16 protein-coding genes are annotated in these 14,059 nt (G+C 74.6%); 10 read left to right on the top strand and 6 right to left on the bottom strand.

Annotation, left to right across the window (positions count from 1 at the left end; genetic code table 11):
* The first annotated feature begins 10 nt into the window (after positions 1-10).
* Complete coding sequence (locus tag QE405_RS14615; RefSeq protein WP_307202005.1) at positions 11-682, top strand: hypothetical protein; 672 nt, start codon at positions 11-13, stop codon at positions 680-682.
* Positions 679-1,437 carry a hypothetical protein gene (locus QE405_RS14610; RefSeq protein WP_307202003.1) on the top strand — a complete coding sequence of 253 codons (759 nt, stop codon included), beginning with the start codon at positions 679-681 and terminating at the stop codon, positions 1,435-1,437. Before QE405_RS14615 ends, QE405_RS14610 begins: the two co-directional genes overlap by 4 nt.
* Here the strand turns inward: QE405_RS14610 and QE405_RS14605 are convergent.
* Positions 1,400-2,797, bottom strand: coding sequence for a histidine kinase N-terminal 7TM domain-containing protein (locus QE405_RS14605; RefSeq protein WP_307202001.1), 1,398 nt, complete (start codon positions 2,795-2,797; stop codon positions 1,400-1,402). The two genes, QE405_RS14610 and QE405_RS14605, sit on opposite strands and share 38 nt — an antisense overlap.
* Positions 2,798-3,157: 360 nt before the next feature.
* Between QE405_RS14605 and QE405_RS14600 the strand changes: the two genes are divergently transcribed.
* The gene (locus tag QE405_RS14600; RefSeq protein WP_307201999.1) at positions 3,158-4,741 is read left to right on the top strand and encodes a phospholipase D family protein; all 1,584 of its coding nucleotides are present in this window, start codon (positions 3,158-3,160) and stop codon (positions 4,739-4,741) included.
* Positions 4,742-4,795: 54 nt separating this feature from the next.
* Complete coding sequence (locus QE405_RS14595; protein ID WP_307201997.1) at positions 4,796-5,551, top strand: alpha/beta hydrolase family protein; 756 nt, start codon at positions 4,796-4,798, stop codon at positions 5,549-5,551.
* A 300-nt stretch (positions 5,552-5,851) separates the two neighbouring features.
* Here QE405_RS14595 and QE405_RS14590 read toward each other — a convergent pair whose 3' ends face one another.
* Positions 5,852-7,051, bottom strand: a complete 1,200-nt coding sequence (locus QE405_RS14590) for an acyl-CoA dehydrogenase family protein (protein WP_307201995.1) — start codon at positions 7,049-7,051, stop codon at positions 5,852-5,854.
* A 361-nt stretch (positions 7,052-7,412) separates the two neighbouring features.
* On the opposite strand from QE405_RS14590, the gene ccrA reads away from it, so the two are divergent.
* From ccrA to QE405_RS14570, 4 genes are all read left to right on the top strand, one after another.
* Positions 7,413-8,753: a crotonyl-CoA carboxylase/reductase gene (ccrA, locus tag QE405_RS14585; RefSeq protein WP_307201993.1), complete on the top strand. Its 1,341-nt coding sequence runs from the start codon at positions 7,413-7,415 to the stop codon at positions 8,751-8,753.
* A gap of 11 nt (positions 8,754-8,764) precedes the next feature.
* Complete coding sequence (locus QE405_RS14580; protein ID WP_307201991.1) at positions 8,765-9,253, top strand: helix-turn-helix transcriptional regulator; 489 nt, start codon at positions 8,765-8,767, stop codon at positions 9,251-9,253.
* Between the two features lie 60 nt (positions 9,254-9,313).
* Complete coding sequence (locus tag QE405_RS14575; RefSeq protein WP_307201989.1) at positions 9,314-10,237, top strand: LysR family transcriptional regulator; 924 nt, start codon at positions 9,314-9,316, stop codon at positions 10,235-10,237.
* 196 nt (positions 10,238-10,433) lie between these two features.
* Positions 10,434-10,727, top strand: a complete 294-nt coding sequence (locus QE405_RS14570; RefSeq protein ID WP_307201987.1) for a CBU_0592 family membrane protein — start codon at positions 10,434-10,436, stop codon at positions 10,725-10,727.
* Positions 10,728-10,782: 55 nt separating this feature from the next.
* On the opposite strand, the gene QE405_RS14565 is transcribed toward QE405_RS14570, so the two are convergent.
* Positions 10,783-10,977, bottom strand: a complete 195-nt coding sequence (locus tag QE405_RS14565; protein WP_307201985.1) for a hypothetical protein — start codon at positions 10,975-10,977, stop codon at positions 10,783-10,785.
* A 171-nt stretch (positions 10,978-11,148) separates the two neighbouring features.
* On the opposite strand from QE405_RS14565, the gene QE405_RS14560 reads away from it, so the two are divergent.
* Together QE405_RS14560 and QE405_RS14555 are read left to right on the top strand one after the other, a co-directional pair.
* Positions 11,149-11,496, top strand: a complete 348-nt coding sequence (locus tag QE405_RS14560) for an STAS domain-containing protein (protein ID WP_307201983.1) — start codon at positions 11,149-11,151, stop codon at positions 11,494-11,496.
* Positions 11,497-11,504: 8 nt separating this feature from the next.
* Complete coding sequence (locus tag QE405_RS14555; protein ID WP_307201981.1) at positions 11,505-12,248, top strand: alpha/beta fold hydrolase; 744 nt, start codon at positions 11,505-11,507, stop codon at positions 12,246-12,248.
* Here the strand turns inward: QE405_RS14555 and QE405_RS14550 are convergent.
* Genes QE405_RS14550 through QE405_RS14540 form a run of 3 tightly spaced genes read right to left on the bottom strand, consistent with a single transcriptional unit; the run spans position 12,222 to position 13,941 of the window.
* Positions 12,222-13,061, bottom strand: a complete 840-nt coding sequence (locus QE405_RS14550; protein ID WP_307201978.1) for a DUF1295 domain-containing protein — start codon at positions 13,059-13,061, stop codon at positions 12,222-12,224. The two genes, QE405_RS14555 and QE405_RS14550, sit on opposite strands and share 27 nt — an antisense overlap.
* Positions 13,058-13,441, bottom strand: coding sequence for an STAS domain-containing protein (locus QE405_RS14545; RefSeq protein WP_307201976.1), 384 nt, complete (start codon positions 13,439-13,441; stop codon positions 13,058-13,060). Before QE405_RS14545 ends, QE405_RS14550 begins: the two co-directional genes overlap by 4 nt.
* Entirely contained in the window at positions 13,438-13,941 is a 504-nt protein-coding gene (locus QE405_RS14540) for an ATP-binding protein (protein WP_307201974.1), read from the bottom strand. Before QE405_RS14540 ends, QE405_RS14545 begins: the two co-directional genes overlap by 4 nt.
* Positions 13,942-14,059 lie beyond the last annotated feature (118 nt).

Below are 14,059 nucleotides of genomic sequence, written 5' to 3'. Positions count from 1 at the left end.
ACCCCCGCCCATGACCGACCGCCCGCACGGCCGCTCCGGTCCGCTCCCTCGCCCGAGGCTCCGCGGACGTCGTGGCGCGCCCCCGGCGGCGGCGCTCGCCCTCCTCGTCGGTGAGCTGTGGCCGGACGGCACCGAGGGGGCCCTCGACGAGGACGCGCTGCGGCGGGTGGCCCACGACTACGCCCGGCGCGGTGACGACCTGCGTCGGCTGCTCCACGACCTGGAGCAGGTGGTCGACCTCCTCGGCCCCGCCTGGACGGCCGACGAGGTCAGCGCGCTCGTGGAGCAGTCCGCCCTGGCCTGGTCGGACACCTTCCTCGGCGTCCGTGCGACCGGTGACCCGACGGTCCCGCCCGGCGCCCCGGGTCGCGCCCGCCGGCGCACCCGCACGGTCGAGGTCGTGACGGTCCGGCTCGAGGGCGCCGGCGGCTCGCTCGCGGAGGACCTGCGCACCGTCTCCCTCGTCGCGGCCGAGCACCTCCCGGGCAGCGAGGTGCTGCTCGCCCCCGCGGAGTCCGTCGCCCGCGTCGTCGTCGGCGCGGCCGGCGAGGCCACCGCGGCGGTCGCGGGCTTCGGCGTCGCCTGCGCCGAGCTCACGACGCACCGGTGCATCGTCACGGTCGAGCGGGTGGCGGTCGGCTCCGCCGAGCACGAGCGCCTGCTCGGTCGGTCCGCCGGATGAGCGCGACACCCGAGCCGCCGGGGCCATCGGGGCCGCCGGGGCCGTCCGATCCCTTCGGACGCCGCGGGGCCGACCCCGCCACGCTGCCGGCCGAGGTGCGGGGACTGCTGGAGGACGTCGCCGCGATGGCGCGGGCGTCAGCGGAGGACGGCCTGTCGATGGAGACGCTGGTGGGCGACCTCCGCCTGCTCTGCGACCTCGACGACGGCGAGCGACTGCCCCTCGACGTGCTGCGGGTCGCGACGCTGGCCTGGTCCGACCACCACGGCGAGCTGGAGCGGCGCTCCGCCCAGCGCGACGGGGGAGTGGTCGCTCCGGACGACCTCGTGTGGGCGCTCGTGGGGCGTGCCGACCGCGCACCCGGCTCGCCGCACGAGGTGGTGGTGCTGCGCCTGGCCGCGCCCGACCCCGGGTCGCTGCTCGGCGACGTCGCGCGCGAGGTCTTCGACGGGGCCGACGACCTGGTCGCGCTCCTCGCGGACCGGCACGCCGTGGTGCTGCCGGACCCCACCGGCGACCCGACCGCCGACCCGACCGCCGACCTGGCCGGTCGTGCGGCCCTCGCGGTCCGCGCCCTGCGCCGTGCCGTGGGGCCGGGGATCGAGGCGGACGTGACGATCGTGCCGCTCGCGCCGACCGCCGCGGCCGCGGCCGCGGGCCTGCGCCGGCTCCTCGTCGACCTCGAGAACGAGAACGAGAACGAGAGCGACGGGACGGTCAGTCCGCGGCCAGGCGACCCTCCGCCTCGCCGATGAGGGACAGGACGGCGGCGAGGTCGCCGTCGCCGAGCAGCACCTCGATGCGGGCGTCCGCGGAGACCGCGGCGCGTACGTCGCGGGCGATCGCCTCCGCCTGACGAGCGTCGCGCTCGGCCAGTGCCACGACGGCGAGCCGGCCGGACGTCCAGCGTGCGACGCCGACGGGGCTCGCGTGCGCCTCGGCCCAGCGTCCGAGCGTCCGGGCGTCCCGCGCGACGCCGCCGGGGGCGGGCTCGACGATGGCGACGACGGCGCGCGGAGGGGGCGTGTCCTCGAGGTGTGCGGCACCGCCGCCCAGGTGGACGCCCAGCTGCTCGACCAGCCCGAGCGGCGTGAGCAGTCCGGTCTCGGCGTCGTGCTCCGGCAGGCTGCGCAGCGCCGGAACGGCGGGGCCTGCCGCCGGCGCGGACGGTGGCGCGGACGGCACGGGGCGCCCGATCCGCCGGAGCACCACGGACCAGCCGCCGCCGTCGCCCGCGTCGTACAGGGCGTGGCAGAAGCCGGTGAGCCGGGTGGTGCCGCCCACGGCCGGCACCTCGAGGACGGTGCCGTCGGAGAAGGGCAGGTCCACCCCGAGCACGTCCGCGACGGCGTCGCCCACGCGCGGCTCGCGGCCGGCGAGGGCGAGGAGCAGCTCGGCCGGCCGGTTCCACTCGACGAGCCGGCGTCCGGCGTCGAAGGCGAGGACGAGGGCGCCCAGGTCGTCGAGCAGCCGGTCCGGTGACGGGGGCACGACCGGCCGAGCCGGCCCCCGCACCCCGGCGCCGACGAAGACGGTGAGCGCGGCGACCGCCGCGACGTCGGTCAGCTGCAGACGCATCGCCTCCGTCACCAGCGCGGCCACGGCACCCCACTGCAGGGCGGCCGCCTGGAGCCGCACCGCCCCCTCGCGGTCGTTGCTGCGGCGGGCCAGGGCCAGGACGGCGAGGAGGAGGAGCGCGAAGCAGTAGGCCGTGTGCACGGCGAACAGCGGGCCGAAGCTCACGATGGCGCCGACCGACACGACCGCGTGGGGGCCCAGCAGCACCTGCCAGGCGGCGACGACGAGGGGCTCGGCGACCAGCAGCGCGACGACGGCACGCGACGGGCGCCAGGTGGCGTCGGTCATGCGACGGGCGACGGTCCACAGCAGGCCGCAGGTCGCCCCGACCGCGGGCAGCCACAGGAGCAGCCCCCGCGAGAGCCCGGACGCCTCGAACCACGCGACGTGACCGGCCCACGCGGCGGCCGAGGCGCAGGCGAGGGCGACCGTGCGACCCGCCACGAGGCGGTCGCGCCGGACGAGGGCGACGACCGTCAACGCCGCCGCGACGACGAGGGCGACGACGTGCACCGCGAGCGCGAGTTGGCTGGCCACGGCCTCATTCAACACAACTCGGCGGACCCCCCGCGACGTCGTGCGACCGCCTCGACCCCCGCGCGGAGGTCCCGCTCGCGAGGGATCCACCCCCGGAGCAGCTCTGCCGCGAAGAGCGCCGCGACCGCGGCGGCGTCGTCCTCCGACAGGGCCGGCTGATCCGCCTCCACCCCGCACCGCCCCTCGTGGCCGCGGCCCGTCCGTCCCCGTCGTGCGCGCATCGTGCTCCTCCCCGGTCGACCGGCCCCGGCCGGTCGCGTCTCGTCTCCCGCGGAGAGGACGCGCGGCCCGCGCGTTCCTTACGCCGGCCCGTGCGCGACGAGCGTGGCCCGCATCACCCGCGCGTGGCAGGCTGAGGACGTGCCCGACCGAGGAGAACCGGAGCGCTGGCTCCTGACCGCGGGGGAGCGCGGCAACCCGCGCACGCGGGTCGACGACCTCCACCCGGGCGCCGTGGCGTGGTCCACCGGCAACCTGGTGCGACCGCTGGTGCACGGCGCGACCTACTTCGCCGAGCTCGTCGAGCGGATCGAGGCGACGGGGCCGGGCGACCTCGTTCTGTTCACCGACTGGCAGGGCGACGCCGACCAGCGGCTCACCGACGACCCGGACAGCACGGTGCTCGAGGTGCTCGGTCGTGCCGACGAGCGCGGTGTCGACGTGCGCGGCCTCGTGTGGCGCTCCCACAGCGACGTCACCGGCTTCACCGCCCGCCAGAACGCCAACCTCGGGCGCGCCCTGCAGCGGCGCGGCGCCGAGGCCATCCTCGACATGCGGGTGCGGGTCGGCGGGTCGCACCACCAGAAGCTCGTGGTGGTCCGCCACGGCGACGACCCGTCGCGCGACATCGCCTTCGTCGGGGGCATCGACCTCGCGCACTCACGGCGCGACACCCGTGGGCACCCCGGCGATCCGCAGCCGGTGCCGGGGATGCCGGAGGAGTACGGCGCGCGCCCGCCCTGGCACGACGTCCAGGCCGCCGTGACGGGCCCGGCGGTCCACGACGTGGAGACGACCTTCCGGGAGCGTTGGGAGGACCCCACCTCGCTCCGCCACAGCCCGATCATCCTGCTGCGCGACCGGCTGCGCGGCCTCGACACCACCCCCGACCCGCTCCCGCCGCAGGCGCCGCCCCCGCCACCGGTGCCGGGCGGGACCCACGCGGTCCAGCTGCTCCGCACCTACCCCGACCTGCGCGGCGGCCGCGACTACGCGTTCGCGCACGGGGGCGAGCGCAGCGTGGCGCGCGGCTACACGAAGGCGCTCGAGCAGGCGCGGAGGCTGGTGTACGTCGAGGACCAGTACCTCTGGGGCGACCACGTCGGCCGCGTGTTCGCCGAGGCCCTCACGGCCCATCCCGACCTGCACGTCGTCGTCATCGTGCCGCTGCACCCCGACGTCACGGGCCTCAACCGGCTCGCCCAGCGCGAGGGGCGCCGGCGGGCGATGGAGCCGATGCACCGGGTGGCTCCCGACCGCGTGGCGGTCTACGGCCTGGAGAACGACGAGGGCACCCCGATCTACGTGCACGCCAAGACCTGCGTCATCGACGACACGTGGACCACCATCGGTTCCGACAACTTCAACCGCCGCTCGTGGACCCACGACTCCGAGCTGTCCGTCGTCGTCGTGGACGAGGCCGGCGACTACGCGCGCCGGCTGCGCCTGGCCCTGGCCGCCGAGCACCTCGGCCGCGGGGCGGACGACCCGATGGAGGACTGCATGGACCCGGCCGCGATGTTCGCCGTCCTCGCCCGGGCCGCCGCCGACCTCGACGCCTGGCACGCCGGGGGCCGGGTCGGACCGCGTCCGCCGGGTCGGCTGCGGCGCCTCCGTCCGCCACGACTCGGCCGCGCCGCGCGGGCGCTGGCGTCCGCGCCGTACCTCCTGCTCCACGACCCCGACGGCCGCCCCCGCGAGCTGCGACGGCGTGGGGAGTACTGATCGCGGCACGCCATGGCGTAGAACATGCGCACCGCGCCGTACGGAGGAGAGAACGTGGCCACACGCGTGTCGTTCGCCAGCTCGACCGGTCCCCGGCTCGCCGGGCTGGTCGACGAGCCGGAGGGGGAGGTGCGCGGGTGGGGCGTCTTCGTCCACGGGTTCACCCTCGGCAAGGACTCGCCGGCCGCCGCGCGCGTCAGCAAGCAGCTCGCCCGCGAGGGGATCGGGATGCTGCGCTTCGACGCCCTCGGCCTCGTCGACTCGGAGGGGGAGTGGGGCGACGGGTCGTTCACGGTGAAGGTCGCCGACACGCAGCGGGCGGTCGCGTTCATGGCCGAGCGGGGCACGCCGGCGTCCCTGCTCGTCGGGCACTCGTGGGGCGGGGCGGCCGCGATCGCCGCGGCCTCCGACGGCGCGCCCGTCTCCGCCGTGGCCTCGATCGCCGCGCCGGTGGACCCGGGGCACGCGGAGCACCAGTACGACGCGCTCGTCGACCAGGTCCTCGACGACGGCCGGGCCGAGTGGAGGGTCGGGGGGAAGGCCCTCACGTTGACGCGGGAGTTCGTCGAGGACGTGCGCCGGGCGGAGTTCCGCGACCGCATCGACCGCCTGCGCCAGCCCCTGCTCGTCATGCACTCGCCGACCGACAACACCGTCGGCGTCGGCAACGCCAGCGAGATCTTCCAGCGGGCGCGGCACCCGCGGAGCTTCGTCGCGCTCGAGGGCGCCGACCACCTGCTGACCGCGCCGGGCCAGGCGCAGCGCGCGGCGCGGCTCATCAGCGCCTGGTGCGACCCGTACCTGGCCTGATCGCCCCCCATCCCCGGGACGTCATGCGTTCCGGCGGCCGCGGGCCGCGCTTCGCATGACGTCCCGGAGGGGTGAGCGGGCGGCGGTGCCCCGGGACCGCGGCCAGCGGGCGCGGAATTGTGCGCTTGGTGCACCTCTGATCGTGGCGGGCGTGTCCCGGCCGCACATTTCTCGCCCTCCGGCCGGACCCCCCGGCCGAGCCGCGACGCCGTACGCCGCGGAGCCGCCCACCCCCGCGACGTCATGCGTTCCGGCGGCCGGGGGCCGCGCTTCGCATGACGTCCCGGAAGGGTGAGCGGGTCAGCCCTTCAGCTGGTAGTCCTTCAGCAGGCTGCGGCCGATGATCATCTTCTGGATGTCGCTCGTGCCCTCGCCGATGAGCATGAACTTCACCTCGCGCATGAGGCGCTCGATCTCGTACTCCTTCGAGTAGCCGTAGCCGCCGTGGATGCGGAACGAGTCCTCGACGACCTCGTTGGCGTACTCCGAGGCGAGCATCTTCGCCATGCCGGCCTCGACGTCCATCCGCTGGCCGGTGTCCTTGAGGCGGGCGGCGCGCACCATCATCGTGTGGATGGTCTCGACCTTGGTGGCCATCTCGGCGAGGCGGAACAGCACGGCCTGGTGCTCGGCGATGGCCTTGCCGAAGGTCTTGCGCTGCTGGGCGTAGGCGATGCCCAGCTCGAAGCCGCGCCACGCGAGGCCGCAGGCGCGGGCCGCGACGTTGACGCGACCGACCTCGACGCCGTCCATCATCTGGAAGAAGCCCTTGCCGGGCTCGCCGCCCAGGATCTGGTCGGCGGCGATCTGGTGGCCGTCGAGGATGAGCTCGGTGGTCTCGACGCCCTTGTAGCCCATCTTCTCGAGCTTGCCGGGCACGGTGACGCCCTGGGCGGTCTCGCCGAAGCCGGGCTCCTTCTCGACCAGGAACGTCGTCATGTTCTTGTAGACCGACTCGGCGCCCTCGTCGGTCTTGGTGAGCAGCGCGACGAGCGTCGAGGTGCCGCCGTTGGTCAGCCACATCTTCTGGCCGGTGATCGAGTAGGACCCGTCGTCCTGCTTGACGGCCTTGGTCGAGACCGCGGAGACGTCCGAGCCCAGGCCCGGCTCCGACATCGAGAACGCGCCGCGCACCTCGCCCGTCGCCATCCGCGGGAGGTACTTCGCCTTCTGCTCCTCGGTGCCGTGCTGCATCAGCAGGTACGCCACGATGAAGTGCGTGTTGATGACGCCCGAGACGCTCATCCAGCCGCGGGCGATCTCCTCCACGACGAGGGCGTACGTCAGGAGCGACTCCCCGAGGCCGCCGTGCTCCTCCGGGATCGTCAGGCCGAAGACGCCCAGCTCCTTGAGGCCCTCGATGATCTCCGTGGGGTACTCGTCGGCGTGCTCCAGCTCCTGGGCGACGGGGATGATCCGCTCGTCGACGAACTCGCGCACCGCCTTGAGGATCTCGGTCTGCACGTCGCTGAGGCCGTCCGTCTGACACAAGCGGGGCATGTCACTTCCTTCCAGGTGCTGATGGGTGCGAGAGGGATCGCAGTTGCCCGACCTCTCCTGCGTCAACCCAGTGTGACGCAGTCGTGATCGAGCGATCGGTCGGCGACCGCATCCGCACCGGGCGTTCGGTGAGTGGACGCGGCGGTTGCGCCGCGATCGCCGTGGTGGAACATAGCCCAGAAGTGGCATCGAGGCCCGCGCGAGCGGTGCGGAGTTCCTCGCGAGTAACAAGATCTGCGTCCGTTGAGTGATCCACGTCAACTTTAGTTGGCCGACAGACCGAGCGCTCGGTACGCTCCCGGCCAGTTAATGCGTGTTAACCGTGCCGACCCGTCGGCCGAGACCCCTCAGGAGTCCCGAGATGCAGCAGATCCTCGACGCGATCCTCTCCGGCAACGCGGAGGGCGGTGACTACGCCGCCATGGAGCTCCCCGAGTCGTTCCGCGGCGTGACCGTCCACAAGGACGAGGTCGACATGTTCGAGGGCCTCGCCACGCGCGACAAGGACCCGCGCAAGTCGCTCCACCTCGACGACGTCCCGCTGCCCGAGCTGGGCCCGGGCGAGGCCTACGTGGCGGTCATGGCCTCGGCGATCAACTACAACACCGTGTGGACGAGCATCTTCGAGCCCGTCTCCACCTTCGGGTTCCTCGAGCGCTACGGCCGGCTCTCGGAGCTGACGAAGCGCCACGACCTGCCCTACCACGTGGTCGGCTCCGACCTCGCCGGCGTCGTGCTGAAGACCGGCCCGGGCGTCACCCAGTGGAAGCCGGGCGCCGAGGTCGTGGCCCACTGCCTCTCCGTCGAGCTCGAGGACCCCGCCGGTCACGACGACACGATGATGGACCCGCAGCAGCGCATCTGGGGCTTCGAGACCAACTTCGGCGGCCTCGCCGAGATCGCGCTGGTGAAGTCCAACCAGCTGCTCCCCAAGCCCGACCACCTGACCTGGGAGGAGGCCGCCTCCCCGGGCCTCGTCAACGCGACGGCGTACCGGCAGCTGGTCTCCAAGAACGCCGGCCAGATGAAGCAGGGCGACAACGTGCTCATCTGGGGCGCGTCGGGCGGCCTCGGCGGCTTCGCGACGCAGTACGCCCTCAACGGCGGCGCCAACCCGATCTGCGTGGTCTCCAACGAGGAGAAGGCGAAGATCGTGCGCAGCATGGGCGCCGAGATGGTGATCAACCGTTCCGAGGAGAACTGGCAGTTCTGGAACGAGGAGGGCACCAAGCAGAACCCCAAGGAGTGGCAGCGCCTCGGCAAGAAGATCCGCGAGCTCACCGGTGGCGAGGACATCGACATCGTCTTCGAGCACCCGGGTCGCGAGACCTTCGGTGCGTCGGTCTACGTGACGCGCAAGGGCGGCACCATCACCACCTGTGCCTCGACCACGGGCTTCATGCACGAGTACGACAACCGCTACCTGTGGATGAACCTCAAGCGCATCGTCTCCAGCCACTTCGCCAACTACCGCGAGGCCTACGAGGCCAACCGGCTCATCGCGCAGGGCAAGATCCACCCGACGGTCTCGCGCACCTACGGCCTCGACGAGGTCGGCCAGGCCGCGCTCGACGTGCACCACAACAAGCACCAGGGCAAGGTCGGCGTGCTCTGCCTGGCGCCCGAGGAGGGCCTGGGCGTCCGGGACCACGCGAAGCGCGAGAAGCACATCGACGCCATCAACCGCTTCCGCGGCGTCTGAGGTCGGTCGACGTGCGGATCACGGTGGAGGTCCACCTCGACGAGCTGGCCGGCGACCTCGCCGGGGGGCTGGCCGGCGCCCTCGGCGCCGACCGGAACGTGCGGGTGCGGGTGGTCGGCGACGACGGTGCGGAGCTCGGGGACGCCGGGGACGCGCTCGACCTCGACCAGGACGGAGAGGGAGCCGTCGGCGCGCCGGCGCCGGTGGTGGTGCTCCCGGCGCCGCCCGTGCCGATCGCCGGGCGGTGCATCGCCCCGACCGAGCGCCTCACCGCGCGCGAGGTCGAGGTCGTCGGCCTCGTCGCCCACGGGCTGACGAACGACGAGATCGGGGCGGCGATGTACCTCGCCGGCTCGACCGTCAAGTTCCACCTGCGGCAGATCGCGATGAAGCTGCGCACGCGCAACCGCGTCGAGATCGCCGCCTGGGCCTGGCAGTCGGGGGTCGCCGCACGGGCGGCCGACCGGCTGGTCCCCTCCGCGGCGGTCCAGGCCATCTGACCGCCCTATGATCCTCCGCGCCCGGTGCACCCGCGCCGGGCGCGGAGGAGAGGGTGCAGGGTGGAGATCGACCCGCGACGGCTGCGGTTCCTCGTGGCGGTCGCCCGCTCCGGAGGGATCCTCGCGGCGGCCGAGCAGCTCGGGGTGTCACCCTCCGCGGTGTCCCAGCAGGTGGCTCGGCTCGAGCGCGAGACCGGCCAGGCGCTCATCCGCCGCACGGTCCGCGGCACCGTCCTGACCCCGGCCGGCGCGACCCTCGCCGAGGCGGGCGAGGAGGTGGAGCGCACCCTCAACCTCGCCGCCGTGCGGCTCGACGCCGCCGGCGCGTCGCTGTCCGGCACCGTGCGGGTCGGGGCCTTCGAGAGCTTCCTCCGCACCATCCTCGTGCCGGCCCTGCCGCGCTGGCGCCTCCAGCACCCCGACCTCGACGTCATCGTCGCGGAGGCGGAGCGCGACGTGCTCATGCGGCGGCTGCGCACCGGGCACCTCGACGTCGCCGTCATCGAGACCGACACCGACGAGACGGCCCGGCTCCCGGCCAGCGTCGTGGAGCACCACCTGCTCGACGACCCCTGGCGGGTCGTCGCGCCGGTGGGGGCGTTGGAGTCCGCCGACCTCGAGGGTCTGCGCGGCTCCTCCGTGCCCTGGCTCGGGGTCGCGGACTCGGAGGCCAGCGCGCGGGCCATCGCGCGGGTACGCCGCGGGCTCGGCCTCGGCGGCGTCGTCAAGCACGCGTACTTCGGGCTGCAGACCGCCCTCGCCCTCGTCGCCGCCGGCGAGGGGGTCGCCCTCGCTCCGGCCCTGGCCCTGCAGGGCCTCACGCCGCCGGGCGTGGTGGTGCTCGAGATCGAGGGGCTGGGGGTGCGTCGCATCGTCGCGCGCCACCACGAGTCCCGCGGGCCGACGCCCGGTCCGGCCGTCACGGTCACCTCGCTGGTGAGCCAGGAGGCGGCGGCGCACGGCGGAGCCGACCCGCTGGGGTGAGCGGCGGCGTACCGGGGTGTGACCTCGGCGACCCATCCCCGCGGGAGCGCCGCGCGGCTGTGCCTCTTCAGCGTTGCTGAAGCCCGGGTGCGGGGTTCCGGCACTCCCGCCGGGGGCCGGTCGTGGTCCACGATCCATGCCGGTCGGCCGCGCTCGCGGCCTCGCGGAGAAGGTCGGGAAGAGAATGCTCGCGGCAGTGCTGGGATGGGTCGGGACGATCGGGACGATCGGAGCCTTCGCCCTCCACTCCACCGGACGGATGTCGTCCCTCTCGGTGCGCTACGCGCTGCTCAACGGCGTCGGCGGTCTGCTCGCGTCGGCGGGCGCCGCCCTGTACGGCGCGTGGCCGAGCGCCGCCTCGAACCTGGTGTGGGCCGCGCTGGGCCTCCGGGCGCTCGTCGTGGCGCTGCGCGAGCGGCGGGGCGCGCGGGTCGTCCTCGACGAGGTGCGGTCCGACGAGGACCCGCAGCCGGTCACGCTCGCCGCCTGAGCCCGTCGGCCCCCGCTCGGCCCCCGCTCGGCCCCCGCTCGGCTCAGGGCTCGGCTCAGGGCTCGCCGTGCCCCTCGTGCGTGGGGCACGCGTCGTTCGTGCACACGCGGTCGTCGACGGTCGGGTCGGCGCCCCCGACGACGCCGTCGCGCGGGCCGACGGGCGTGGTGCGGTCGTCGGGGTCGGGTCGGTGGGGTCCGAGCCGGACGGCGCTGCCGCACACCTGGCAGGGTCGGGCGTCCTCGTACACGTGTCCTCCTCGTGGTGGTCCCGGGGGCCGGTACCCCCGTGAGGTGCAATACCTCAACAGGCCCCCAGAATTCTCTGTGTAGATATTTTCCGTTGAAGACTGCATGATGGGCATCGCGGCTCGGCCCTTCGATCCGTCTCGTGCTGCATCCCCTCGTCGGAAGGCTGATCCGTGAACCACCCCGCACCCGCCGACTCCCTCCGGATCCACCACACCGCGCCGGGCGACCTGCGCGTCACGGGTGGCGTCTACGAGCAGGAGGACCTCGAGCGGCTCGACTTCGAAGTGACCGGCGCGACCGAGGGCTTCACGCGCAACGTCTCCCTCGACCTCAGCGACATCGACTTCCTGCCCAGCCTCGCGGTGGGCACCCTCATCGCCCTCGCGCGGCGGGCCGAGCGTGACGGCGTGGCGGTCACGCTCACCGCCCGCGCCGGCACGCTGGCGCACCGTGTGCTCAGCGTCGTCGGCGTGCCGGTGGGCGAGCCCGCCGGCGGCACGGGCGACCTGGTCGGCTGATCGCGCCCGTGCGGCTCGTCTGCCTCCACGCCCTCGGAGGCAGCTCGCGGTCGTTCGACGCCCTGACGGCGGAGCTCGGTCCGACGGTGGGCGTCACCGCCCTCGACCTGCCCGGCTTCGGGTCCGGCGCCCCCGGCATCGCGGACTGCGCCGCCACCGTGCGGCACGTCGCCCGTCGCGTCGCGGACCTCCCGAGCGCTCCCGGCCCGCTCGTCCTGCTCGGGCACAGCATGGGCGGCAAGATCGCCACGCTCCTCGCGGCCGGTGCGGTCGTCCCGCCACCGCCCGACCTCGCGGGGGTCGTGCTCGTCGCCGCCTCCCCGGTCGTCCCCGAGCCGATGGCGGAGGACCGGCGTCGCCAGATGCTCGCCTGGGCGCAGGACGGCCCCCTCGACGAGGTCGCGGCGGCGGAGTTCGTCGCCATGAACACCCACGAGCCGCTCCCCGCGGCGCTGCACGAGGCGGCGGTGGCGGACCTGCGGCGCGCCGATCCCGTCGCGTGGCGGCGCTGGCTGCTGGCGGGGTCGCGCGAGGACTGGTCGGCCCGCGTGCCGCGCCTCGACGTGCCCGCCCTCGTCGTGGCGGGCGCCGAGGACGGCGACCTCGGCGCCGCCGCGCAGCACGAGCTCAACGGCGCGGTCGCCCGCGAGACCGAGCTGGTCGAGGTCGACGGCGCCGCCCACCTCGTGCCGCAGGAGCGGCCGGCGGAGCTGGCCGCCGTGCTCTCAGCCTTCGTCGCCCGCCTGGACTGAGCCCCCGGACCGTCGGGGGAGCGGCAGGAAGAACGGGACCCGCCGCTGGTAGTCGCGGTAGGCCGGCCGGTCCTCCATCCGCCGCTCGGTGCGCTTGGCCCCGGTGGCGAAGACGAGGAAGTACGACATGGCGACCGGGGCCGGGAAGGTCCAGGCGCCGGGCGCGGAGGCGGCGGCGGCGACCCACGCGCCGTCCCAGACGACGGAGTCGCCGAGGTAGTTCGGGTGGCGCGAGAGCCCCCACAGGCCGGTGTCGAGCACGTCGGGCCGCTCGTCGCGGTCGCGCTCCATGAAGCGGGCCTTCTGCCGGTCGGCCGCGGCCTCGACGACCGCGCCCGCCACCATGACCGCCATGCCCGCGGGGAACAGCCAGCGACGGGGCGTGCGGGGGAGCGTGCTCGCCGCGGCGAGCTGGAGCGGGGCCGAGACGGCGAGCTGGGCGAGGCCCTGGGTCACGAACACCTTCGCCACGACCGCGGCGGTGCCGTCGCCGTCGAGGAACTCGGTGTAGCGCTCGTCCTCCTCGTCGGTGCCGCGCACCCGCCCGAGCATGAGGCGCTCCAGCCGGACCGCCCACGCCGTGGTGACGCCGGCCAGGGCCCAGCGGCGCCAGGGGTCGCCGGAGCCGAGCGCGGCGCTCGTGACCGCCACCGCGGCGAGACCGGGACCCCACGCGGCGTCGGCGTAGTCGCGGCGGCCGCGGCGGAGGGCGACCACCGCGGTGCCGGCCTGGACGGCCGCCACCACCGCTGCGGAGGCGCCGACGACGCGGCGCAGGCTCGTGCCGTCGACCGACGAGGTGCGGCTGCTCACGACGCGGTCCACGGGGGCGGGCCGTCCTGGCTGTCCTCGTCCGCCGCGATCGGGTCCTGGACGTCGAACCCCACCGCCCGCAGCATCCGTCGACTCAGCGATCCCTCGGCGGCGAGGAGGCGGAGCGTCGTGCCGCGGGCGCTGGCCGACCGCTGTGCCATGACGAGGGAGCGGATCGCGCGGCTGGGCAGGAAGGTCACGCCGCTGAGGTCGACGGCGAGGGTCCCGCCCGGCTGCGTCCCGGCGGCATCGATGAGCTCGTGCTCGAGGCGGCGTGCGTCGAGGTCCGTGAAGACACCGCCGGTGACCGTCACGCGGCCGTGGTCGATGTCGCTGGCCAGCTCCAGCAGGTCGGTGTCCTGCTCGTCCTCGGCCGTCATCGGAGCCGCACCTGGGCGGACACCGTCGTGCCCTCCTCGCCCGTCTCGACGTCCCACGACTCGCTGAGGGCGTCGACGAGGTGCAGCCCCCGTCCGCGCAGCGCGTCGGGCGCGATGGGCGTGAGGATCTTGCTCCGCCACCGCTCGGCGTGGTCGGAGCAGTCGTCGTCGACGCACTCCGGCGGGCAGGCGCCGTTGGGGGTGCCGCAGTCGGTCACCCGCAGCGTGAGGAGGTCGTCGCCGACGTCCCAGCGCACCTCCAGCGTGTGGTCCTCGCACGGCGCGCCGTGGTCGATCCCGTTGCGCACCAGCTCGTGGAGGATCGTCGTCGCGTCCTCGACCACGTGGCGCTCGAGCCCGAGGGGACGCAGCTGGTCGAGCAGGTCGTGGCGGGCCAGGTTCGCGGACGCGTCCGCGAAGGGCAGCGATGCGTCGTACGTGCGGGCGACGCCCTCGGCGGGGCTGCCCGCCCGGGCCGTGCTCGCGCCTGCGGTGGTCACGTCGGCCGTCCCCTCTGTCCGCGTCTCGGGATTCACGTCGGTCGCCTCGTCTGCACTGGGTCTCCCCACTCGTTGGAGCGCCCCCGGCTCGAGCGGACGGGACGTGGTCACGACAGTA

Source organism: Nocardioides zeae, from assembly GCF_030818655.1.
In the GTDB taxonomy this organism is placed as follows: Bacteria; Actinomycetota; Actinomycetes; order Propionibacteriales; family Nocardioidaceae; genus Nocardioides; species Nocardioides zeae_A.
This window is presented reverse-complemented; position numbering and strand designations above follow the sequence as displayed.